This is a genomic window from Massilia polaris, from assembly GCF_012927275.1.
GTDB lineage: Bacteria > Pseudomonadota > Gammaproteobacteria > Burkholderiales > Burkholderiaceae_D > Telluria_A > Telluria_A polaris.
On the sequence record NZ_JABBGG010000009.1, the window covers coordinates 125,797 to 147,956 of the forward strand.

Annotated in this window: 20 protein-coding genes; 14 read left to right on the forward strand and 6 right to left on the reverse strand. The window is 63.3% G+C overall.

What is annotated here, in order from left to right:
- Nucleotides 1-7: 7 nt before the first annotated feature.
- The gene (locus HHL21_RS16270; protein WP_370659744.1) at nt 8-1,399 is read right to left on the reverse strand and encodes an acyltransferase family protein; all 1,392 of its coding nucleotides are present in this window, start codon (nt 1,397-1,399) and stop codon (nt 8-10) included.
- Nucleotides 1,400-1,504: 105 nt separating this feature from the next.
- Between HHL21_RS16270 and HHL21_RS16275 the strand changes: the two genes are divergently transcribed.
- The 8 genes from HHL21_RS16275 to HHL21_RS16310 all read left to right on the forward strand — a co-directional run bounded on the left by HHL21_RS16275 (nt 1,505) and on the right by HHL21_RS16310 (nt 6,753).
- Nucleotides 1,505-1,936 (forward strand): YeeE/YedE family protein, encoded by a 432-nt coding sequence (locus HHL21_RS16275; protein WP_169467736.1) that lies wholly within the window; start codon nt 1,505-1,507, stop codon nt 1,934-1,936.
- A gap of 10 nt (nt 1,937-1,946) precedes the next feature.
- A complete protein-coding gene (locus HHL21_RS16280) occupies nt 1,947-2,375 on the forward strand; it encodes a YeeE/YedE family protein (protein ID WP_169467738.1) in 429 nt (142 codons plus the stop codon).
- Nucleotides 2,376-2,400: 25 nt separating this feature from the next.
- Nucleotides 2,401-3,102 carry an MBL fold metallo-hydrolase gene (locus tag HHL21_RS16285; RefSeq protein ID WP_169467740.1) on the forward strand — a complete coding sequence of 234 codons (702 nt, stop codon included), beginning with the start codon at nt 2,401-2,403 and terminating at the stop codon, nt 3,100-3,102.
- A 104-nt stretch (nt 3,103-3,206) separates the two neighbouring features.
- On the forward strand, nt 3,207-3,965 hold the full coding sequence (gene modA, locus HHL21_RS16290; RefSeq protein ID WP_169467742.1) for a molybdate ABC transporter substrate-binding protein: 759 nt from the start codon (nt 3,207-3,209) through the stop codon (nt 3,963-3,965).
- Between the two features lie 8 nt (nt 3,966-3,973).
- On the forward strand, nt 3,974-4,645 hold the full coding sequence (modB, locus tag HHL21_RS16295; RefSeq protein WP_169467902.1) for a molybdate ABC transporter permease subunit: 672 nt from the start codon (nt 3,974-3,976) through the stop codon (nt 4,643-4,645).
- A 10-nt stretch (nt 4,646-4,655) separates the two neighbouring features.
- The gene (locus HHL21_RS16300) at nt 4,656-5,384 is read left to right on the forward strand and encodes an ATP-binding cassette domain-containing protein (protein ID WP_169467744.1); all 729 of its coding nucleotides are present in this window, start codon (nt 4,656-4,658) and stop codon (nt 5,382-5,384) included.
- Entirely contained in the window at nt 5,381-6,196 is an 816-nt protein-coding gene (locus tag HHL21_RS16305; RefSeq protein WP_169467746.1) for a TOBE domain-containing protein, read from the forward strand. Before HHL21_RS16300 ends, HHL21_RS16305 begins: the two co-directional genes overlap by 4 nt.
- Before the next feature lie 170 nt (nt 6,197-6,366).
- Nucleotides 6,367-6,753, forward strand: coding sequence for a hypothetical protein (locus HHL21_RS16310; RefSeq protein ID WP_169467748.1), 387 nt, complete (start codon nt 6,367-6,369; stop codon nt 6,751-6,753).
- A gap of 246 nt (nt 6,754-6,999) precedes the next feature.
- Here HHL21_RS16310 and HHL21_RS16315 read toward each other — a convergent pair whose 3' ends face one another.
- The 5 genes from HHL21_RS16315 to uraH form a co-directional block, all read right to left on the reverse strand.
- Nucleotides 7,000-8,226, reverse strand: coding sequence for a type II secretion system F family protein (locus HHL21_RS16315; RefSeq protein WP_169467750.1), 1,227 nt, complete (start codon nt 8,224-8,226; stop codon nt 7,000-7,002).
- Between the two features lie 9 nt (nt 8,227-8,235).
- Complete coding sequence (pilB, locus tag HHL21_RS16320; RefSeq protein ID WP_308640245.1) at nt 8,236-9,924, reverse strand: type IV-A pilus assembly ATPase PilB; 1,689 nt, start codon at nt 9,922-9,924, stop codon at nt 8,236-8,238.
- A 211-nt stretch (nt 9,925-10,135) separates the two neighbouring features.
- A complete protein-coding gene (locus tag HHL21_RS16325) occupies nt 10,136-11,422 on the reverse strand; it encodes an HlyC/CorC family transporter (RefSeq protein WP_169467754.1) in 1,287 nt (428 codons plus the stop codon).
- Between the two features lie 189 nt (nt 11,423-11,611).
- Nucleotides 11,612-12,172 (reverse strand): ATP-dependent Clp protease proteolytic subunit, encoded by a 561-nt coding sequence (locus HHL21_RS16330; RefSeq protein WP_169467756.1) that lies wholly within the window; start codon nt 12,170-12,172, stop codon nt 11,612-11,614.
- A gap of 66 nt (nt 12,173-12,238) precedes the next feature.
- Nucleotides 12,239-12,592 carry a hydroxyisourate hydrolase gene (uraH, locus tag HHL21_RS16335; protein ID WP_169467758.1) on the reverse strand — a complete coding sequence of 118 codons (354 nt, stop codon included), beginning with the start codon at nt 12,590-12,592 and terminating at the stop codon, nt 12,239-12,241.
- Nucleotides 12,593-12,687: 95 nt separating this feature from the next.
- On the opposite strand from uraH, the gene puuE reads away from it, so the two are divergent.
- From puuE to HHL21_RS16365, 6 genes are all read left to right on the forward strand, one after another.
- Nucleotides 12,688-13,641, forward strand: a complete 954-nt coding sequence (gene puuE / locus HHL21_RS16340) for an allantoinase PuuE (RefSeq protein ID WP_169467760.1) — start codon at nt 12,688-12,690, stop codon at nt 13,639-13,641.
- Between the two features lie 449 nt (nt 13,642-14,090).
- Nucleotides 14,091-15,557: a xanthine dehydrogenase small subunit gene (xdhA, locus tag HHL21_RS16345; protein ID WP_169467762.1), complete on the forward strand. Its 1,467-nt coding sequence runs from the start codon at nt 14,091-14,093 to the stop codon at nt 15,555-15,557.
- A 10-nt stretch (nt 15,558-15,567) separates the two neighbouring features.
- The gene (xdhB, locus tag HHL21_RS16350) at nt 15,568-17,907 is read left to right on the forward strand and encodes a xanthine dehydrogenase molybdopterin binding subunit (RefSeq protein WP_169467904.1); all 2,340 of its coding nucleotides are present in this window, start codon (nt 15,568-15,570) and stop codon (nt 17,905-17,907) included.
- Nucleotides 17,907-18,863 carry a xanthine dehydrogenase accessory protein XdhC gene (gene xdhC / locus HHL21_RS16355; protein WP_169467764.1) on the forward strand — a complete coding sequence of 319 codons (957 nt, stop codon included), beginning with the start codon at nt 17,907-17,909 and terminating at the stop codon, nt 18,861-18,863. Before xdhB ends, xdhC begins: the two co-directional genes overlap by 1 nt.
- Nucleotides 18,863-20,182 (forward strand): guanine deaminase, encoded by a 1,320-nt coding sequence (gene guaD, locus HHL21_RS16360; RefSeq protein ID WP_169467766.1) that lies wholly within the window; start codon nt 18,863-18,865, stop codon nt 20,180-20,182. The genes xdhC and guaD overlap by 1 nt, the downstream gene beginning before the upstream one ends.
- 33 nt (nt 20,183-20,215) lie before the next feature.
- Nucleotides 20,216-21,709, forward strand: a complete 1,494-nt coding sequence (locus HHL21_RS16365) for an adenosine deaminase family protein (RefSeq protein ID WP_169467768.1) — start codon at nt 20,216-20,218, stop codon at nt 21,707-21,709.
- The last annotated feature ends 451 nt before the right edge of the window (nt 21,710-22,160 follow it).

Consider the following 22,160-nt stretch of genomic DNA (forward strand, 5'->3'; position numbering starts at 1 on the left):
CGGAGCCTTAGTCAGGGCGGTTCCCGCCCTGTTTAGCGCCTCGTGACGCATGCCACTCGGCGAATTTCTCGCCGATGTAGAGATCGCCTTCGTAGCTCAGGTGGTTATTGTCGCGATACAGCAGGTTGCCGTCCTTCATGGCCCAGCACAGCTTGTCGTCGCACATCAGCTGCCTGGTGCGGAACCGTTTGACGCCTGGGAAATCACGCAGCAGGCTGGCGACGTGTGCCTCGTTCTGGGGCGTCTGCTTGTCAACCTCGGCGCGTGGCAACGCACATGGCGTCCGCGTTCCGGTGGATAGTGCGATGGCCAGCGCCACCAGCGCGGCGCGCAGCTGCGGCGCGGGCGTGCCCGATTCGACGATGTGCGCAAACGCCAGCAGCGGCCAGTGCCACAGGTAGAGCGGATAGCTGATCAGGCCAAACCAGACCAGCAGCCGGTTCGACAGCACGAAGCGGTTGAACCAGGACTGCGGGCCGGCGCCGATCATCAGCAGCGCGCCGACGGTCGGCAGCAAGGCATACCAGCCGGGGAACTGGTGCTCGCGCGAGATGATGGCAAAGCCGATGGCGAGCAGCAGCGCGCCCGCGGCCGAACGCAGGTTCGGCGAGACGGCGGCCGCGGCGCGCGCGAACAGGACAACCGGCTGCGTCCTGAGCAGCGAACACGCCAGCACCGCGCCAAGCAGCAGTTCCCACGCGCGGCTGGCGGGGGAGTAGAAGGTCGCGCTCGGGAACGCGGCGATCCCGCCCACGTTGACGGCGAACGACAGCAGCGCCAGGCCGGCGCTGACCAGCAGCAGGTTAAGCCGCAGCCTGGATGCGAGCAGCAGTACCACCGGCCACACGATGTAGAACTGCTCCTCGATCGCCAGCGACCATAAATGCAGCAGCGGCTTGGTATCGGCGCCGCGGTCGAAGTAGCCGACTTCCTGCCACAGCACGAGGTTGGAGACGAAGCCGGCGCCGCCCGCGAGGTGCAGACCGAGCTGCTTCAGCTCGTCCGGGAACAGCGCGAACCATGCAAATGCAAGGCAGGCCGCCATTACCAGCAGCAGGGCCGGGAAGATACGTTTGATCCGGCGGGCGTAGAATCGCGCGAAGGTGAACTTGCCGTGTTCCAGCTCTCTCGCGATGATGCTGGTAATCAGGAAGCCGGAAATGACGAAGAAGATGTCGACGCCGATAAACCCGCCGGGGATCAGCGCGGGAAAGGCATGGAACAGCACAACCGCCAGCACGGCGATGGCGCGCAGGCCGTCGATGTCGGGACGGTATTTGGGGTGGTGGGAGAGATTAACACTGCCTGCGCTCGCGGGTGGCGCAAGGACGGCAATAGGGTTATCGAGTTCATGTGGGGCCGATAGTTGCTTGTGCGCAGTATACCGCAGTGCCTTCACGCAATTGTGCAATTCAATCAATTTTCGCGGCGATTTCCAGAAGGTCATTTACCAATGGGAAAGAAAGTCGGACAATTCGACCCGAGGCAAGGAAGGGTGGGGAAAATGATGATCGACTGGAACAACTTCACACCGTGGACGTCGCTGGCGGGAGGCCTGTTGATCGGCCTCGCGGCCGCATTGCTAATCCTGTTCAACGGCCGCATCGCCGGCATCAGCGGGATTCTCGGCGGCCTGCTGCGGCCGGCGAGAGGCGATATCTCCTGGCGCGCCGCGTTCCTGTCGGGCCTTGTGCTTGCGCCGCTTGCTTACAGCATGTTCGCGCCGCTGCCGGCGGTGACCATCGATGCGGATACCGCGGCGCTGGTGGCCGCGGGCTTGCTGGTCGGGGCGGGAACCCGCTACGGGTCCGGCTGCACCAGTGGCCATGGGGTCTGCGGCCTGTCGCGCCTGTCGCCACGCTCGCTGGCGGCGACCGCCGCCTTCATGGCAGCCGGTTTCGCCACTGTGTTCCTGATCCGCCACGTCATCGCTTGAGGAGGACACCATGCACATCCTGATGGCTTTCGCAGTTGGGCTCCTGTTCGGTATCGGCCTGATTGTCTCCGGCATGACCGACCCGTCCAAGGTGCTGGGTTTCCTCGATTTGGCCGGGTCATGGGACCCGTCGCTGGCGTTCGTGATGGCCGGCGCGATCCTCGTCGGACTGGTGGCGTTCCGCTTTGCCAAAGGCCGCACGCGGTCGCTGCTCGGGGAAGAGATGCACCTGCCGTCCGCCTCGCACATCGACCGCCGCCTGGTGCTCGGCGGCCTCGCCTTCGGCGCGGGCTGGGGCCTTGCGGGCTTTTGCCCTAGTCCGGCGCTCGCGTCGCTTGCCAGCGGCGGCGCCAAGCCCTTGATCTTCACCGCCGCGATGCTTGCGGGGATGGCGATCTTCGAACTGCTGGAGTGGCGCGCATCGCGCCAGGCCGCATAAAAGAATAATTACACGGAGACTTCTGATGAACCTGAACCCGATCCAGCTGTTCGATGCCGAGTCATCGACCTTCACCTACATCCTGTCCGCGCCGGGCAGCGTCGACGCCGTCATCATCGACCCGGTCGACCAGCACTGCGAGCGCGATCTGAGCCACCTGCGGCGGCTGGGACTCAAGCTCGCGTTCATCCTGGAGACGCACGCGCACGCCGACCATGTGACCTCGGCCGGCAAGCTGCGCCAGATCACCGGCGCCAAGGCGGCCGTGCCGAGCGGCTGCGGCATTCCGCCGGCGGAGATCCAGCTTAACGACGGCGATGTGATCCGCTTCGGCGACGGCGAGGAAATCCATGTGCTGCATACGCCGGGCCACACGGCCGGCAGCATGAGCTACCTGTGGCGCGGCAATGTCTTTACCGGCGATACCCTGCTGATCGACGGCTGCGGCCGGACCGACTTCCAGAGCGGCAGTTCAGGCGACCTGTATGACAGCGTGACGAGGAAGCTGTTTGCGCTGCCGGCCGACACCCGCATGTGGCCGGGGCACGACTACAAGGGGCAGTCGGTATCGACGATCGGGTGGGAGAAGCTGCACAACGCGCGCCTCGCCAACCGCAGCCGCGAACAGTTCGCCGAACTGATGGCCGGCCTGAACCTGCCGAAGCCGAAACTGCTCGAGATCGCGGTGCCGGCCAACCAGAACCTTGGCCTGGTTCACAGCATTTAAAGCAGCTGCGCGTGCATTCCATCCGCCGAAATCGCGCCGAAATATACTTAACTATATAACGCAGGTATACTGGTGGACGTAGCGGCTTTTTAAAGGAAGCGGAGATGCACGCGTCGATTATCAAGCGGCTGGCCCTGGCCCTGCTGTCATTTAGCCTTGGTGGCTTTGTGCATGCGGGCGAACTGACGGTATCGGCGGCGGCGAGCCTGACCGATGCTTTCAAGGACATCGCGCGCGGCTACGAAGCGCAGTATCCAGGTTCGAGGATCCTGCTGAACTTCGGCGCATCGGGTGCATTGCTCCAGCAAATCGCCAAAGGCGCCCCGGTCGATGTGTTTGCATCGGCCGACCAGGAAACGATGGACGAGGCAGTCAGGCTGGGGGCGGTTGCCGCAAGCGACCGGAAGGATTTCGTCCGCAACAGGCTGGTCATGATCGTGCCGCTCGACGGCGCCAACAAAGTGAATAGCCTCGACGATTTGCGCCAGCCGGCCGTCCAGCGCATTGCCGTCGGCAACCCGGCCAGCGTCCCGGTCGGGCGCTATACGCGTCACGCCCTCGAGTCCGCGAAGCTATGGGTTCTGCTCGCGCCAAAACTGGTGCATGCCACCAACGTGCGCCAGGCGCTCGACTATGTGGCGCGCGGCGAAGCGGAGGCGGGGTTCGTGTACGCGACCGATGCAGCCCTGTTCAAGGACAAGGTAAGGGTGGTGCTCGACGTTCCGCTCGCGACCACGATCAGCTATCCGATCGCGAAAACCAGCGCCGGCGCCAACAGTGCCGAGGCCGGGCGCTTCGTCGCGTATGTCATGTCGCCCGCTGCCCAAGCGATGCTGGCCAGGTACGGTTTCCTGAAGCCGTGACGGTCGATATGGGCGCGGCATGGACCGCACTGGCATTGTCGCTGAAAGTCGCCTGCACGGCGACCGCGATCAACCTGGTGCTGGGTGTCGCGGTGGGCTACTTGCTGGCGCGCCGGCGCTTCCCCGGCCGCGACCTTCTCGACAGCATCCTGACGCTGCCCATGGTCATGCCTCCGACCGTACTCGGCTACTACCTGCTGGTCGTCCTCGGACGCAAGAGCGCGTTCGGCGCGTGGCTGGAAGACACGTTCGGCATCCACCTTATCTTCACCTGGCAAGGCGCGGTCATCGCGGCGTCGATCGTCGCGTTCCCGCTGGTGCTGAAACCGGCGCGTGCCGCTTTCGAAGCGATCGACGGCCGCCTGGAAGATGCCGCGCGCGTGCTTGGGCTGTCCGAATGGGCGGTGTTCTTCCGGGTTACGTTGCCGCTCGCCTGGCGCGGCATCCTCGCCGGCGTGCTGCTGGCGTTCGCGCGTGCGCTGGGCGAGTTCGGCGCCACGCTGATGGTGGCGGGGAGCATTCCGGGCCGCACGCAAACGCTGTCGATCGCCGTGTACGAGGCGGTGCAGGCCGGCCAGGACGATGTGGCAAACCTGCTGGTGATCATCACCTCGGTTGTCTGCATTGCCGTGCTGCTGACCGCCGGGCGCCTGGCCCCCGGTCACACCGCCGGTCATTAAAGGAAGCATCGTGCATTTCGATATCGACATCCACAAGACGCTTCGCTCGGGAAAGCGGACTTTCGATCTGCGGGTACGCTTCCAGTCCGACAGCCAGCGCGTCGTCATCTTCGGTCCGTCCGGCTCCGGCAAGACCCTGACCTTGAAAGCGATCGCCGGGCTGATGCGGCCGGACCAGGGCCGCATCAGTGTTGGCGATACCGTGCTGTTCGATTCAGGCAAGCGGATCGACCTGGCGGCCCAGGCGCGCCGCGTCGGCTATCTGTTCCAGGACTATGCGCTGTTTCCGCATCTGAACGTGCGCCAGAACATCGCCTTCGGCCAGGCGCGCGGCTGGCTGAACCCCGGCGCCGCGGCGCACAGCGATGCGGTGGACTACTGGCTGCACGCCTTCCACCTCGAACACCTGGCGCATCAGTCGCCGTCCGAACTGTCGGGCGGGCAGCGGCAGCGCGTGGCGCTGGCCCGCGCACTGGTGCCTAACCCGTCCGCGCTGCTGCTCGACGAACCGTTCGCGGCGCTGGACCCGCACCTGCGTGTGCTGCTGCGCGACGAACTGGACCGGCTGCAGCGCCACCTGCAGATCCCGATGGTGCTGATCACCCACGATCCGGCCGATGCCGAGGTGTTCGGCGAACACATCGTTCGCCTGCACGAAGGCATCGTGCAGCCGGACGGCGCGCCGGTCGTCGACGAAACGGCAAGCGACGAGTACCACCTTTCGCTGGGTCCGCAATGACGCAGCAAAAAGACAAGCTGCTGGCGCTGCAAGGATCGCTCTGGCTGACGGTCGACGGAGAAAACTTCGGCGGTCCGGCACGCATGGCCTTGCTGGCGAAAATTGCCGAATGCGGCTCGATCACCCACGCCGCCAAAGCCGTCAAGATGAGCTACAAGGGTGCTTGGGATGCGATCGACATGATGAACAACCTGGCCGGCGAACCGCTGGTCGAGCGCCTGGCTGGCGGCAAGGGCGGCGGCGGCACCCGGCTGACCGCGCGCGGCGAACAGCTGGTGCGCAATTTCCAGATCGTCGAACGAGAGCACCAGCGCTTTGTCGAACAACTGGGACGGCAGGGCGGCGACCTCGCCAACGACTATTTGCTCATCAGGAGAGTCAGCATGAAAACCAGTGCGCGCAATCAGTTTTTCGGCAAGGTCAGCTCGGTCAGGCCAGGTGCGGTCAACGACGAGATTGAGCTCGACGTCGCGGGAGGCCACAAGATCGTCGCGGTGATCACGCATGCCAGCACGGCGGAACTTGGGCTGCGTGTTGGCTCCGACGCCATCGCGCTGATCAAGGCGTCGTCGATCATTCTGGCGCTCGGAGACGACACCAGCCGCTTCTCTGCGAGCAACCGCCTGACCGGCACCATCGGACGCCTTCAGGAAGGCGCTGTGAATACCGAAGTCGTGATCGACTTGCCGGGCGCGGGCGCAGTCACCGCCATAGTGACCAGGGAAAGCAGTATCGGCCTTGGGCTGGCGTCCGGGAAAGCGGTGTCGGCCATCTTCAATGCATCGAGCGTGATTCTCGCGATTCCGGAGTGACCAGGCTCTTTTACGAAAAGCTGGCGGTTCCATCAGCAAAGGCATGGCGGACGTCGCCTCGGTTGCCGTAAAGGGTTTGGTGGCAATAAACGGTTGCGGAATCGACCGGAAGAATTAGATTATCTGGATTATGATCGCGGATAGGCGACCAATCTCCCGAGGTAGCGACTATGAGCGAAACTGTGAAACGGCCAGGGAGGCGTGATGTCGCTGCGATAGCCGGTTCACCGGCAGAAGTTCGCAGTTGGCTGTCCGGACTTGACGCGGAGCATGTTGTTGCTTTCGCCTTGCCTTACGGTGCGGGACGTCAAGCGGAATCAATCTTCGAAACGCTCAGTAGCCTGCCGCCCTTCATGCACGAAGTGCTCAGAAAACGCCATAGACAAACACGTGAGGGGGCTATTTTTACCATTCGACATAATGGTGTCGATTACTATCCAAGCTTTGGCCTCGATCCGGGCGACGGCTACCGGCCACTAGAGACGCTGGCTGCAATAATGCGAGTGCTTGGAACGACAAAAGACGGTTGGGGATGGCCTACTGGTTCCAGTCCGTAAATAGCTTTTTTGGTGGGAAGCGACCGCAGGATTTATTAGTGTCCGCGCCACGACTCGTGCTTGCTGCGGCGGAAGACGAGGTGAGAGAAATCTCGCATGGATAAATGCACGAGCCGAACCCAAGCAGAATCGGCGGATGCGCTCTGCTTATCCGCCCTACGTTGGCGATTATTCGTTCTTGCAAAAGAAAATGGAGCCGACGTGTCGACTCCATTTTCGTTTTTTTTGCCGCCCCAGACCGCAGACTTACACCACCGAGCCGAGCTTGAAGATTGGCAGGTACATCGCGATCACCAGGCCGCCGATCAGCACGCCCAGGATCACCATGATCAGCGGTTCCATCAGCGACGACAGCGCGCCGACGGCCTCGTCGACTTCTTCTTCGTAGAAGTCGGCCACCTTGCCGAGCATCGCGTCGAGCGAGCCGGATTCTTCGCCGATCTGCACCATCTGCGTCACCATGTTCGGGAACACGTTGGCGTTTTGCATTGCCGCCGTCAGGCTGGTGCCGGTCGAGACTTCGTTCTGGATCTTGCGCGTGGCGTCGAGGTACACCGCGTTGCCGGCCGCGCCACCGACCGAGTCGAGGGCTTCGACCAGCGGCACGCCGGCCGCGAACATGGTCGCCAGCGTGCGGGTCCAGCGGGCGATCGTCGCCTTGCGGATCACGGCGCCGAAGATCGGCGTCTTGAGCAAGGTAATGTCCATGAAGCGTTGCACCTTCAGCGAGCGCTGCCATGCCTGGAAGAAGAAGTACAGCACGCCGAAGATGCTGCCGAATATCAGGTACCACCATTGCACGAAGAATTCGGAAATCGCCATCACCATCAGGGTCGGGGCAGGCAGGTTGGCGCCGAAGCTCTGGAACACGGATTTGAACGCAGGCACCACCCAGATCATGATGACGGCCGTCACCACGAACGCGATGGCCAGGATCGAAATCGGGTACATCAGGGCCGACTTGATCTTGGCCTTGATCGCGATCGTCTTTTCCTTGTAGATCGCGAGGCGGGTCAGCAGGTCTTCCAGGATGCCTGCCTGTTCGCCGGCGCCGACCAGGTTGCAGAACAGCGGGTCGAAGTAGAGCGGGTATTTGCGGAACGCATTGTTCAGGCTGGTGCCGGTCTCGATGTCGCTGCGCAGGTCCATGATCAGCTTGGCCATCGACGGGTTGGCGTGGCCCTTGCCGACGATGTCGAACGATTGCAGCAGCGGCACGCCGGCCTTCATCATCGTCGCCAGCTGGCGCGTGAACATCGAGATGTCCTTGTCGGTAATCTTCTTGCCGCTACGGTGGACCTTCTTCTTTACCTTGGTCACCATCACGCCCTGGCGGCGCAGGGTGACGTTGACGATGGCTTCGCCGCCGGCGCGCAGTTCGCCGCGCACGGTCTTGCCGGATTTGTCCTTGCCTTCCCAGCTGTAGATGTTTTCCTTGACCGCGCCGGCCGATTTCGATTGTGACGTTGCCATGTATGTTCCCTATTCGTTGGTGCAGCCGAGCACTTCTTCCAGGCTGGTCAATCCCTGCTTTACCTTCATCAGGCCTGAACGGCGCAAGGACTTGACGCCCTCCGCCTCCGACTGCGCCGCGATTTCCATCGAATTGCCGTGCGCAAGAATGATTTTTTCGATCGCCGGGGTGATCGGCATGATCTGGTAGATGCCGACCCGGCCCTTGTAGCCGCTGCCCAGGCAACGCTCGCAGCCGACCGGGCGGTACGCCTTCCAGTCGCCTTCCAGTTCGTTGTCGCGGAAGCCCGCCGCCAGCAACACTTCGCGGCTGGTTTCGGCCGGCTGCTTGCAGGTGCACAGGCGGCGCGCCAGGCGCTGCGCGGTGATCATGATCACCGACGAGGCGATGTTGAACGGCGCCACGCCCATGTTCATCAGGCGCGTCAGCGTCGACGGCGCGTCGTTGGTGTGCAGGGTCGAGAAAACCATGTGGCCGGTCTGCGCGGCTTTGATCGCGATGTCCGCCGTTTCAAGGTCGCGGATCTCGCCGACCATGATGATGTCCGGGTCCTGGCGCAGGAACGATTTCAGCGCGACCGGGAAGGTCAGGCCGGCCTTGTCGTTGACGTTGACCTGGTTCACGCCCGGCAGGTTGATCTCGGCCGGGTCTTCCGCGGTCGAGATGTTGATGCCGGGCTTGTTGATGACGTTCAGGCAGGTGTACAGCGAGACGGTCTTGCCGGAGCCGGTCGGGCCGGTCACCAGCACCATGCCGTACGGGCGCTGGATGGCGTCGAGCAGCAGTTCTTTCTGGTCCGGGTCGTAGCCGAGCGCGTCGATGCCCATCTGGGCCTGGGTCGCGTCGAGGATACGCATGACGGTCTTTTCGCCGAACAGCGTGGGCAGCGTGCTGACCCGGAAGTCGATCGCCTTGACCGGCGACAGGATCAGGCGCATACGGCCGTCCTGCGGCACGCGCTTTTCGGAGATGTCGAGCTTGGCCAGCACCTTGATGCGCGAGACCAGCTTGTCGCGGATCGTGATCGGCGGCTGGGCATGCTCGCGCAGAATGCCGTCGACCCGCAGGCGGATGCGGTAGAACTTTTCGAACGGCTCGAAGTGGATGTCCGAGGCGCCCATGTTGACCGCGTCCATCAGGATCTTGTTCAGGAACTTGACGATCGGCGCGTCTTCGATGTCGTTGCCGGGATCGGCCAGCGGTGCGGCCTGGGTGTCTTCTTCGGCAAACTGGATGTCCTGGTCGTCGCCGACCATGTCGCTCAGGGTCTGCTCGGCGCTCTTCATCAGCTTGGCGAGCAGGGCGACCAGGGCGTCGTGCGCCACGATCACCGGTTCGACCGATGCTTCGCTCTGGAACTTGATCTGGTCGAGGGCCTGGGTATTGGTCGGGTCCGAGATGGCGACCGACAGCTTGTTGCCGCGCTTGGCCAGCGCCACCACGCGCTGTCCCTGCATCAGCTTGTCGTCGATCGCCTTGGGCGGCAGCGCGTCCAGGTCCAGCGTCTGCAGGTCCATCAGCGGATACCCGAAGGTCTCCGCGCAGAACGCGGCGAGCGCGCGCGCGTCGATGCCGCCGCCGGCAAGCAGCGCGTCGATGAAGGGAAGCTTGTCGGCGGCAGCCTGTTTTTGCAGCGCGTCGGCCTGGGCGGCCGGCAAGCGTCCGGCCTGCACCAGCGCACGTGCCAATCCCGACATCGGTATGCCTGAAGCCGTGTTAGGGAGGACTGCTGCCATATACGCGCATGGTTAAGTGATCAAGGGACGACAATGGCGCCGTGCCAGGAATGGCCCGATACGGCGTGTTGCCACAGATCATGCCTCTGGGCATCTCATTTGTAAAGAGTTGTCTCCGGGGCAGAGGCGTAGATACCACGTAGACGAAATGGCACCGCGACACAAAGTTAGCTTAGATGAACTGTTTTGGCGGCAGACGCTGCAGCCGGGCGACTTTGATGGCCTGGTTCTGCACGTGCAGCACTTCGATGACGCAGTTGCCCATCTTGACGGCGATCGGGGCATCCGGGATTTCCTGCAGCTGTTCGAGCAGCAGGCCGTTCAGCGTTTTCGGGCCGTCCAGCGAGAAGCCGAGCCCCAGCTGCTTGTTGATGTCGCGCAGCGGGGTGGCGCCGTCGAGCAGGCATTCGCCTTTCGGGTCCCAGGCGAAGGTCTCGCTGCGCGAGGCGCCCGGCACCGAGGTGGTGAATTCGCCGATCAGTTCCTCGATGATGTCGTCGAGCGTCACCAGGCCCTGCACTTCGCCGTATTCGTCGACGATGATGCCGAGGCGCTCCTTGTTTTCCTGGAAATACTGCAGCTGGGCCAGCGCGCTGGTGTCTTCCGGGATGAAATAGGGCGTGCTGAGCAGGTCGCGGAAATGCTGGACGGTCAGTTCTTCCTCTTCATTGAGCAGGGCGACCGCGTGGCGCACATGCAGGATGCCGGCGATGCGGTTGATCTCGCCTTCGTAGACCGGCAGCTTATTGTGATAGCAGGTGGTCAGCTGGCGCTTGATTTCGTCGACCGGCACGGCCAGGTTCAGCGCCTCGATCTGGGCGCGCGGCGTCATGATGTCCTCGACCGAGATGTTTTCCAGGTCGAGCAGGTTGAGCAAAATGCTCTTGTGCTTTTGCGGAATAAAGTTGCCGCCTTCGAGCACGATCGAACGCAGTTCCTCGGGCGAGACGCGCTGTGCGTCCGGGTTGATGCGTTGGAAGCGCAGCATCGACAGCATGGCCGAAACGAACAGGTTGACGAACCAGATCAGCGGCTGCGAGACGGCCATCAGCGGACGCAGCACGGTCGCGGCCGACAGCGAGATGTTTTCCGGGTAGCGCGCGCCAATGCGCTTGGGGGTGATTTCAGCGAACACGACCAGCAGGAACACCAGCGCGCCGATGGCCAGCGCGATCATGCCTTCGTCGTAGCCGAAGAACAGGATGGCGATGCCGGTGACGAGCGCGGTGGCGGCGGCGTTGACGACCGTGTTGGCGATCAGGATCAGCGACAGCAGCTTGTCGGTGCGGTCGAGCAGCCACAAGGTCGAACGCGCGCCGCGGTGGCCGCGTTTGGCCATCGAGCGAAGGCGGAACTTATTGGCCGACATCAGCGCCGTTTCCGCCATCGCGAAAAAGGCCGAGGACAGGATCAGGAAGGCGAGTGCGAGAAGAAGCACCCAAAGCGGCACGGTATCCAAGGTTCACCGTAAGAAAACTTGCACATGAAACTGGTCGGCACGCGTCGTGGGCCGGGGCCAGGCGGGGCGGGCCATCGGGCTACCGCTGAGCTTTGGATTTTAGAGGAAGGGGAGGATTGATGCAAGTTTGTACACGGCTTGGAATTCGGCGGAAGAGTGCGTAGCGCATTCATTCAACCTGCCTGTGCGTCAGGCGTTCCACCAGTGCGACGTCCGGCCGGCTTCGGGCAGCCTGGCCTGGACGGCCTTGTGGATGATGCCGGCGGCGAGCGCCTGGTCGGCGTCGAACAGGCGGGCGTTGCCGACCAGGTTGGGGCGGATATCGACGTGGCCGGCGCAGCCGCTGGTGGCCTCGTCGAAGGCGAGGGCGTAGCGCTCGGCGTCGAAGTCGAGGCAGTCGCGCCATTCGCTGACGCGGGAGTGGTCGGCCGCCACCAGGTTGCCGAAGCCCCAATGCAGGGGATGGACCAGGAAACGGGTGCCCGGGCAGGCGTAGCGCTTGCCGCCGGCGAGGAAAATGACGATGCCGACCGATTCGATGCTGCCCACGTTATGCGTGGTCAGCGGCAGCGGCAGCGACTTGAGGAAAAAGTACAGCGCAAAGCCGGCGGTCATGTTGCCGCCTTCGGTGGACATGTGCAGCTCGATCTCGCTGGCGCCGCTTTGCAGCGCCTGCAGGCACAGGTTGCGGATCGTGCACGCGGAGTGGTGGTTGATGGGGCCGATAAAGTGAACTATATGCAAGGACATTTTCTCTCCCGAGCGAATGCCCAAGGATAGCAAGTTTGACGAATTTGCATCGCCCGGCTGACGAGCTCAGCTGCCGCGGTAGGTCGAATACGACCACGGCGTCACCACCAGCGGCACGTGATAGTTCTGGCTTGCGTCGGCGATGCCGAAGGCGATCGTCACGCGGTCGATGAAGCGCGGCGAGGGCAGGTCGACACCCTGGGCGGCGAAATAGTCGCCCGCGGCAAACACTAGTTCATACTGCCCGGGCTGCATCGCTTCGCCTTCGAGCAGGGGGCTGGTGCAGCGGCCATCCTGGTTCGTGGTCTCGGTCTTGATCAGCCTGCGCTGGCCTTCGCTGACCGCGTACAGCTCCACCTTGACGCCTGCGCCTGGCTTGCCTTGCGTCGTGTCGAGCACGTGGGTGCTGAGTTTGCCCATCGGGTCACCTATAGATAGTATGTGAACGAGATCATATACCCTTGTTGGCCAGGCAATATATGATGAAGCTTATATCCCACATCCCAGCGACATCGATGAACACCTACGATAACTACCCGCGCGACATGATCGGCTACGGCCGGACTCCGCCGCATCCCCGTTGGCCGGGAAAGGCGCGCATTGCCTTGCAGTTCGTGCTGAACTACGAAGAGGGTGGCGAGAATAATGTGCTGCACGGCGATGCGGCGTCCGAGACCTTCCTGTCCGAGATCATCGGTGCGCAGGCGTTCCCGATGCGGCATATGAGCATGGAGTCCCTGTATGAATACGGCTCGCGCGCCGGGCTGTGGCGCCTGCTGCGGATGTTCGAGGACCGCAAGCTGCCGCTGACGGTGTTTGGCGTGTCGATGGCGCTCAAGCGCAATCCGGAAGCGGTCGCAGCCTTCCGTGAGCTGGGCCATGAAATCGCCTGCCACGGCCTGAAGTGGATCTCGTACCAGAACATCGACGAGGCGACCGAACGGGCCCACATGCAGGAAGCGGTGCAGATCATCCGCGAGCTGACCGGCGAAGCGCCGCTGGGCTGGTATACCGGGCGCGATTCGCCGGCGACGCGCAAGCTGGTGGTGGAGCACGGCGGGTTTGTCTACGACGCCGACCACTATGGCGACGACCTGCCGTTCTGGCAGAAGGTCGAGTATGCGGACGCGAATGGGACGGCTGCCGTCAAGCCGCACCTGGTGGTGCCGTACACCCTCGACACCAACGACATGCGCTTCGCCGCGATGCAGGGCTTTAACTCCGGCACCCAGTTCTTCGATTACCTGAAGGATGCGTTCGACGTTTTATATGCCGAGGGCGATCCGGACGGGCTGAACCAGCCGAAGATGCTCTCGGTCGGGTTGCATTGCCGTATTGTCGGGCGGCCGGGCCGGGCCGCCGCGCTGGCGCGCTTCCTCGACTACGTCCAGCAGCACGACAAGGTCTGGATCACGCGCCGGATCGATATCGCGCGGCACTGGCATTCGACGCATCCGTGCATAGATTGACATCCTCCCCTTCGTAAACGGAAGGGGATTCCCACTGCTGGCGTCTGATGCCCCAGACGGAAGCCGGACTGAAAGTAGCCCAGCTTCTTATTCAATCCGCAGGATATCTCTCGACCTCGCCTAAAGGCGACTGCGGATCGGAAAAAACGATAGGTGACTCATGCCCCCAGCGCGTAATGGCATACTGAAGCACTTATGGAGTTTGACCATGTCCCAACACCAAAGTTCAAAACATTTTTTCACTTTGACGGTTGCGGGCGCTACGCGCCCGGCTCCTTTCACTCCCCGTCCTGAAGGACCAGGTTTCTCGGAGTAAATCTGATGAAGTATTGCCCGGACAGGTAAGTCCTGTCTCATTGAGTTTGGCTGATAACGGACATCAGTATATTTATATACATGCCCATGTCGCCGATGTTAGCCTTGTAAGCTGGGATAAAGCCGAGGCAAGAATGTCAGAACCGATTCGTTTCTACTATCAGGGCGCGGTGCGCGAGGTCAGCACTGCGTCGCCGACGCAGACTGTCTTGCAGCATTTGCGCGAGGAACTGCATTGCACCGGCACCAAGGAAGGCTGTGCCGAGGGCGACTGCGGCGCCTGCACGGTTGTCATCGGTTCCCTCGACAACGGCCAACTCCAGATGAAGGCGGTCAACTCCTGCATCCAGCTGGTCCCTACGCTGGACGGCAAGGCCCTGTTCACCGTCGAAGACATGCAGCTGCCGGACGGCACGCTGCACCCGGTCCAGCAGGCGATGGTCGAATGCCACGGCTCGCAATGCGGCTTCTGCACGCCGGGCTTCGTGATGTCGCTGTGGGGCATGTACCTGAAGCAGGAAGGCGCGCGCCCGACGCGCTGCCAGGTTAACGACGCGCTGTCGGGCAACCTGTGCCGCTGCACCGGCTACCGTCCGATCATCGACGCGGCCATGCGCATGGGCGAACTGCCGACGGTGTCGTTCGACCGTGGCGCGCTCACGCGTCAGCTGGCGTCGCTGCGGCGCGAGAAGATGGCGACCTACAGCGTCGCCGGACAGCAGTTCCATGCGCCGCGCCGCATCGACGAACTGGTAAAGCTGCGCGCGGAGAATCCTTCGGCGCTGCTGCTGGCCGGGTCGACCGACGTCGGCCTGTGGGTCACCAAGCAGATGCGCGACCTCGGCGACATCATCTACCTCGGCCACGTCGATGAACTGAAAACCGTCGTTGATACCGCCGGCATGATCGAGATTGGCGCGGGCGTCACGCTGGAAGAAGCGTACAAGGCGCTGTGCCGCCACTATCCGGAAGAATTGTCGGAAATGTGGCAGCGCTTCGCATCGCTCCCGATCCGCAATGCCGGAACCCTCGGCGGCAACGTGGCAAACGGTTCGCCGATCGGCGACTCGATGCCGTGGCTGATCGCGGTTGGCGCCCAGCTGGTGCTGCGCGGGCCGGCGGGCGAACGGGTGATGCCGCTGGAAGACTTCTACCTCGGCTATCAGCAGAAGGATTTGCAGGCCGGCGAATTCGTGCAGGCGCTGCGCGTGCCCGTGCCGCGCGATGGCGTGCGCCTGCGCACCTACAAGCTGGCAAAGCGCTTCGACCAGGATATCTCCGCGGTATGCGCGGCGTTCGCTTTCACCTTCGACGGCGACGTGGTGACCGACGCGCGTATCGCTTTCGGCGGCATGGCCGCAACGCCGCAGCGCGCTACCGCGGCGGAAGGCGCGGTGCGCGGCCAGCGCTGGACGGAAGCGACAGTCAGTGCGGCGATGGCCGCGATGGCGCAGGATTACAAGCCGCTGTCGGACATGCGCGCGTCCGGCGAATACCGCATGAAGGCGGCGCAGAACCTGCTCAAGCGCTACTGGTTCGAGACGCGCCAGGATGCACCGCTGGCGAGTAACGAAGTCAACGCTTTTGCAGTGCGCGCTTAAGGAGTACATGATGAACGACGCAGGTTCGCAAGCCCTGAAGTCCGCCGCGTGGAGCGTGGTCGGCAAGCCGCGCCCGCACGAATCGGCCGAACTGCACGTGCTCGGTCAGGCGACCTACACCGACGATATCCCGGAAGTGCAGGGCACGCTGCATGGCGCGCTGGGACTGTCCGCCAAGCCGCACGCGATGATTGTGTCGATGGACCTGGCGCCGGTGCGCGCCAGCCGCGGCGTGGTTGCCGTCTACACCGCCGAGGACATCCCGGGCACCAACGACTGCGGCCCGATCATCCACGACGACCCGATTTTCGCCGACGGCATCGTGATGTACGTGGGGCAGCCGCTGTTCATCGTCGTCGCCGACACGCACGACAACGCGCGCCGCGCCGCCCGCCTCGCGAAGGTCACGTACGACGAACTGCCGGCGATCTTGACGCCGCAAGCGGCCAGGGCGGCCGGGTCGTACGTGCTGCCGCCGATGCACCTTGCGCGCGGCGATTACCAGGCTGCTTTCGAACGCGCGCCGCACTCGGTCAAGGGCGAGCTGTATGTCGGCGGACAGGAGCAGTTCTACCTCGAAGGCCAGGTCGCCTACGCGATCCCGAAGGAGAACAAGGGCATGCTGGTGCAGTGCTCGACCCAGCACCCGAGCGAGATGCAGCATGTGGTCGCGCATGCGCTCGGCGTCCACTCGCACAACATCGTGGTTGAATGCAGGCGCATGGGCGGCGGCTTTGGCGGCAAGGAGTCGCAATCTGCCCTGTGGTGCGCCGCATCCGCCATCGCGGCCAATCACCTGACGCGTCCCGTCAAGCTGCGCGCCGACCGCGACGACGACATGCTCGTCACCGGCAAGCGCCACTGCTTCTATTACGAATACGAAGTCGGATACGGCGACGACGGAAAGATCATCGCGGCGAAAGTCGACATGGTCAGCCGCGCCGGTTATTCGGCCGACCTGTCCGGGCCTGTCGCCACACGCGCGGTCTGCCACTTCGATAATACGTATTACCTGTCCGATGTCGACATCCGGGCCGCCTGCGGCAAGACCAACACGCAGTCGAACACCGCGTTCCGTGGCTTCGGCGGCCCGCAGGGTGCGATCGCGATCGAATACGTGATCGACGAAATCGCGCGCAATCTCGGACGCGATTCGCTGGATATCCGCCGCGTCAACTTCTACGGGAAGACTGACAACAACGTTACGCCGTACGGGCAGGTGGTGGTCGATAACGTTATCCATGAACTGGTGGCGGAACTGGAAGAGAGCAGCGAATACCGCACGCGCCGCGAGGCGATTGGCGCGTTCAATGCCTCGAGTCCAGTGCTGAAGAAAGGCCTGGCGCTCACGCCGGTGAAGTTCGGCATCGCGTTCAACGTCACCCACCTGAACCAGGCCGGCGCGCTGGTGCACGTGTATGTCGACGGCTCGATCATCGTCAACCACGGCGGCACCGAGATGGGGCAGGGCATCAACACCAAGGTGATGCAGGTGGTCGCCCATGAACTGGGCGTCGACCTGTCGCACGTGCGCGCCACCGCCACCGACACCAGCAAAGTGTCGAACACCTCGGCAACCGCCGCGTCAACCGGCGCAGACCTGAACGGCAAGGCCGCGCAGGATGCCGCGCGCCAGATCCGCGAACGGCTGGCGGCGTACGCGGTCAAGCTGTACGGCGGCGAGGTGGCGGACGTTCGCTTTGCGGCCGATACCGTGTTCGTCAACGGCCATGAAGAACCGTTCCCGATCCTGGTCCAGAAGGCATATCTGGCCCGCGTGCAGCTCTGGTCCGACGGCTTCTACGCGACGCCGGGCCTGCACTGGGATCCGAAAACCATGAAGGGCCACCCGTTCTCGTACTACGCCTACGGCGCGGCCGTGTCTGAAGTCGTGGTCGATACGCTGACCGGCGAATGGAAGCTGCTGCGCGCCGACGCGCTGTATGATGCGGGCCGGTCGCTGAACCCGGCCATCGACATCGGCCAGGTCGAAGGCGCCTTCATCCAGGGCATGGGCTGGCTGACGACCGAACAGCTGTGGTGGAACGACGGCGGCAAGCTGATGACGCACGCACCGTCGACCTACAAGATTCCCGGTGTATCAGACTGTCCGGAAGACTTCCGCGTGCGCCTGTTCGACAATGGCAATGTGGAAGACAGCATCCACCGCTCGAAGGCGGTGGGCGAGCCGCCGCTGCTGCTTCCGTTCTCTGTGTTCTTCGCGATTCGCGATGCGGTGTCCAGCGTCGGCGGCCACAAGGTCAACCCGCCGCTGAACGCCCCCGCGACCAGCGAGGAGATCCTGAAGTCGATCGCCGCTGTGGAAGCGGCACTGCAAACGGCCGGGTGATGGAAGTGCTGGTCACGGTCGCCATTGCCGAAGGGTCGGTCCCGCGCGATCCCGGCACAAGGATGCTTGTGGATGCGGACACGGTGACCGGCACGATCGGCGGCGGCCACCTCGAACTGCGCGCCATCGAAATCGCGCGGACAATGCTGGCGGGCGAACGTGCACGCCACTTCGAACGGTTCGCACTCGGTCCGGGTCTGGGGCAGTGCTGTGGCGGCGTGGTCCACTTGCTGTTCGAACGGACCGATACCGAGCTGGCAGCGCTGCTGCGCGAACGCGCGCGGGAGGACAGCTGGCGCATGGTGGCAATCGACGGCGCTCCCGACGCCGCGCTGTTCGATGCGACGGGCGCGCGGATTGCCGGTTCGCCGGCGCCCGCGTTTGTGCGCGGCCGGGGTAGCCATGTCATGCGGGACGAGACTGGGCGCCGCTGGCTGGCCGATGCCGTATTCGCCCCGCGTTCGCACCTGGTACTGTTTGGTGCAGGCCATGTCGGCGCGGCGATTGTGCGCGCCCTGGCGGACTTGCCATGTACAGTAAGCTGGGTGGACGAGCGCGACGACATGTTCCCGAGGGATGTGCCGGCGAACGTAACGGTCGAAGCCACCGACATGCCGGAAGCGCTGGTCGCCGCCGCGCCGGAAGGGGCGAGCTACCTCGTCATGACGCACAGCCACGCGCTTGACCAGCGTTTGACCGAAGCGATCATGGCGCGGAAAGGTGTCGGCTGGTTTGGCCTGATCGGTTCGCACACCAAGCGCAAGCAGTTCGAACACCGCTTGCGCGACAAGGGCGTCGACCCGGCCCGCATTGAAGCGATGGTATGCCCGATCGGGCTGCCCGGAATTACGAACAAGGCGCCTGCGGTCATCGCGGCGTCGGTATGCGCCCAGCTGCTGGGCGTATGGGAAGCGCAGGAAGCTTCCCTGCCCAAGATTGAACGAGAAAGAACCTGATGTCGATAGCTCCACCAAACAAACTGCAAGCCTACCGCGCAAGCGTGCTGCACTTCCACGCCGACCCGGCCTTCACGCCAGATGCGTTCAGCTGGCACGAGGACGGGCTGCTGATCGTCGACGGCGACAAGGTCCAGGCGGCGGGCGACTACGCCACGCTTGCCGCGACGCTGCCGGAGGGAGTCGCCGTGCACGACTACCGCGGCAAGCTGATCATGCCCGGCTTTATCGACACGCACCTGCACTTCCCGCAGACCGACATGATCGCCTCGCCGGCCCCAAGCCTGCTGCCGTGGCTCGAGAAGTATACCTTCCCGACCGAGCGCCAGTTCGGCGACCAGCAGCACGCGCGCGAGGTGGCCGAGTTCTTCCTCGACGAGTTGCTGCGCTGCGGGACCACCACCGCGATGGTCTACTGCACCGTCCACAAGGAATCGGTCGACGCCTTCTTCGAGGCCAGCGAGGCGCGCAACCTGCGCATGGTGGCCGGTAAGATCCTGATGGACCGCCACTGCCCGGACTTCCTGTGCGATACCGCGGAGGGTGGGGCGCGCGAAAGCGAAGACCTGATCCGCAAATGGCACAAACGCGGACGTTCGCTGTATGCGATCACGCCGCGCTTCGCGCCGACATCGAGCGAGGCCCAGCTGGCGCTGGCCGGCGAACTGGCGGCCGCTTATCCGGACACCTTCATCCAGACCCACGTATCGGAAAACCACGCCGAATGCGCCTGGGTACGCGAGCTGTATCCCAAGTCGCGCAGTTATCTTGACGTGTACGACAGCCATGGCCTGATGCGCGCGCGGTCGATGTTCGGCCACTGCATCTGGCTCGACGACGCCGACTTCGCGCGCATGGCCGAAACCGGCGCGGCCGCCGCGATCTGCCCGACCTCCAACTTCTTCCTCGGCAGCGGGCTGTTCGATTTCGAGAAGGCCGATGCGGCCAGGGTCCATCTCTCGCTGGCGACGGACGTGGGCGGCGGCACTTCGTTCTCGATGTTGCAAACAATGAATGAAGCCTATAAAGTAGCGCGCTTGAAGGGCAGCTACCTGCCGGCGGCGCGCATGTTCTACCTCGCTACGCTCGGTGCGGCACGCAGCATGCAACTCGAGGACAGCATCGGCAGCTTCGCGCCGGGGACAGAGGCGGACTTCATCGTGCTCGATCCTGCGTGTACGCCGCTGCTGGCGCGCCGCACGGAGCGCTGCGCCAACCTCGATGAACTGCTGTTTGTGCTGGCGCTGCTCGGCGACGACCGCGCGGTGAGCGCGACCTACGCCGCCGGGCGAAAAGTGCACGAGCGCCTGCCTGCATAATTTTTGGCAGTTCCACACACCGAGAGAAGAACAATGCACATCAAGATTCGCAGCCTGGCGATCGCCCTGGCGTTCGCCGCCGCGCAGCCGGCCGTCCAAGCGCGCGCACCATCGGCCAAGGCCAACGAGGTTCTCACCGCGCGCCACTATGCTTCGCTGATCGCGGGCGAGACGCCGAAAACGTCGGAGCTGACCTTGTTCTTCACCCGCATGCCAAAGGGCGCGGACCTGCACCACCACTATTCGGGCGCCATCTATGCCGAGCAGTATCTCGACTGGATCGACAAGCAGGGCTGGTGCGTCGACATGGGCAGCTACCAGATTGAAACGAAACAGGACAAGGTCGCTGCCCAGCGCGCGCTGCCGCAGTCCGAGCGCAGCTGCCTGTCGACCGGCGAAGTGATCGCCAACGACAACCTCTACCGCGAACTGCTGCAGCGCTGGTCGACCAAGGACTTCGACAACCACGGCGCGGTACAGCCGCCGCCTGACCAGCGTTTCTTCCAGACCTTCATGTACTTCGGCGCGGTCTCGAACACCAATTTCAACGAAGGCCTGCTGACGCTGAAGAAGCGCGCGGTCGAGGAAAACGTCTCATACATCGAGACCATGTTCAAATCGGCCCCGCAGGGCGACAGCCCCGACTTCGACGCCAGGGTGCGCCAGGCCGGCGCCAGCGACGCCGCGCTCGACGAGGCGATGGCCGCATGGCTGGCCGTCCTCGACAACGACGCGAAGTTCAGCCAGAGCGTCGCTGACTACACCGGCACGATCGCCGCATCGCACGCCGGCGTCGACGACGCCAATTTCACGATGCGCTACCAGTCGTACGTATTCCGCCTGCAGTCGCCATCGCGCGTGTTTTCCTCGATGGCAGGGGGCTTCAAGGCGGCCGCGCAGGGCGGGCTGGTGGTTGGGCTGAACATCGTCGGCCAGGAAAGCTCGCACATCTCGATGCGCGACTACACCCTGCACATGAAGATGTTCAGGTTCCTCAAGACGCGCTACCCGGGGGTGAAGCTGGCGCTGCATGCGGGCGAGCTGGCGCTCGGCGACGTGCCGCCGGAAGGCCTGAAGTTCCACATCGACGAAGCCCTGAACGTGGCCGGCGCCGACCGCATCGGCCATGGCATCGACCTGGCGCACGAGGCGAACGCGATCGCGATCATGAAGACGATGCGCGACAAGGACATTCCGGTCGAGATCAACCTGACCAGCAACGCCTTCATCAGCGGCATCAAGGGCGACAACCATCCGCTGACGCTTTACCGTAAGTATGGCGTGCCATATGTGATCTCGACCGACGACGCCGGCGTGACGCGGCATACGCTGTCAAACGAATACGTGCTGTTCGCAAGCCGCTACAAGCCGGATTACAGCGAGGTCAAGAGAGCGTCATACAACAGCCTGCGCTACGCCTTCCTCCCGGCCCAGGAAAAGAAGCGCCTGACCGCGCAGCTCGACGCGCGCTACGCGAAGTTCGAAGCCGACATCGCCGCGCTGGCCGCCAAAGCCAAAAAGCACTGATACCGCCGCATCCAGCTTCATGAAAAACCGGGCCATTGTCGGGCCCGGTTTTTTTACGCCCATTTACCGCCCAGCCCGGTTCAATACCAGTCGCCCGAGGCCGTCTTTACCCACGCCGACGCCGCACCGCCGCAGTGCGAACCTGTGGTCATCCTGCGACACAATTGCTGTTGTCGAGACAACTTTTCCCATTTTTTCCTAGAAACAATTTCAAGGAGAATTGACTCATTTATAATCGCGCCTTGTTCGCGGTGCCCGTCTTTAGCTATGACAGCACGGCAAATTTATCATGAATTTATATTAACTTCATATAAATAAAGCAAAAAAATCGTATTTGTCTTGCAACTTTCCTTAATGCATAGTCCGAGCGATGAGTGCGGAAATCCCTGTTGCGCAAAAGTCATTTTGGTTGTGTAACAGACAGGAAATATAAGAACAGTACACTGCCGTA

What these genes read in the sequence shown, in the direction of transcription:
- HHL21_RS16275 (WP_169467736.1), top strand. Translation starts at nt 1,505, where the DNA reads ATGATGATCGACTGGAACAACTTCACACCGTGGACGTCGCTGGCGGGA.
- HHL21_RS16280 (WP_169467738.1), top strand. Translation starts at nt 1,947, where the DNA reads ATGCACATCCTGATGGCTTTCGCAGTTGGGCTCCTGTTCGGTATCGGC.
- HHL21_RS16285 (WP_169467740.1), top strand. Translation starts at nt 2,401, where the DNA reads ATGAACCTGAACCCGATCCAGCTGTTCGATGCCGAGTCATCGACCTTC.
- modA (WP_169467742.1), top strand. Translation starts at nt 3,207, where the DNA reads ATGCACGCGTCGATTATCAAGCGGCTGGCCCTGGCCCTGCTGTCATTT.
- modB (WP_169467902.1), top strand. Translation starts at nt 3,974, where the DNA reads ATGGGCGCGGCATGGACCGCACTGGCATTGTCGCTGAAAGTCGCCTGC.
- HHL21_RS16305 (WP_169467746.1), top strand. Translation starts at nt 5,381, where the DNA reads ATGACGCAGCAAAAAGACAAGCTGCTGGCGCTGCAAGGATCGCTCTGG.
- HHL21_RS16310 (WP_169467748.1), top strand. Translation starts at nt 6,367, where the DNA reads ATGAGCGAAACTGTGAAACGGCCAGGGAGGCGTGATGTCGCTGCGATA.
- HHL21_RS16315 (WP_169467750.1), bottom strand. Translation starts at nt 8,226, where the DNA reads ATGGCAACGTCACAATCGAAATCGGCCGGCGCGGTCAAGGAAAACATC.
- pilB (WP_308640245.1), bottom strand. Translation starts at nt 9,924, where the DNA reads ATGTCGGGATTGGCACGTGCGCTGGTGCAGGCCGGACGCTTGCCGGCC.
- HHL21_RS16330 (WP_169467756.1), bottom strand. Translation starts at nt 12,172, where the DNA reads ATGTCCTTGCATATAGTTCACTTTATCGGCCCCATCAACCACCACTCC.
- uraH (WP_169467758.1), bottom strand. Translation starts at nt 12,592, where the DNA reads ATGGGCAAACTCAGCACCCACGTGCTCGACACGACGCAAGGCAAGCCA.
- puuE (WP_169467760.1), top strand. Translation starts at nt 12,688, where the DNA reads ATGAACACCTACGATAACTACCCGCGCGACATGATCGGCTACGGCCGG.
- xdhA (WP_169467762.1), top strand. Translation starts at nt 14,091, where the DNA reads ATGTCAGAACCGATTCGTTTCTACTATCAGGGCGCGGTGCGCGAGGTC.
- xdhB (WP_169467904.1), top strand. Translation starts at nt 15,568, where the DNA reads ATGAACGACGCAGGTTCGCAAGCCCTGAAGTCCGCCGCGTGGAGCGTG.
- xdhC (WP_169467764.1), top strand. Translation starts at nt 17,907, where the DNA reads ATGGAAGTGCTGGTCACGGTCGCCATTGCCGAAGGGTCGGTCCCGCGC.
- guaD (WP_169467766.1), top strand. Translation starts at nt 18,863, where the DNA reads ATGTCGATAGCTCCACCAAACAAACTGCAAGCCTACCGCGCAAGCGTG.
- HHL21_RS16365 (WP_169467768.1), top strand. Translation starts at nt 20,216, where the DNA reads ATGCACATCAAGATTCGCAGCCTGGCGATCGCCCTGGCGTTCGCCGCC.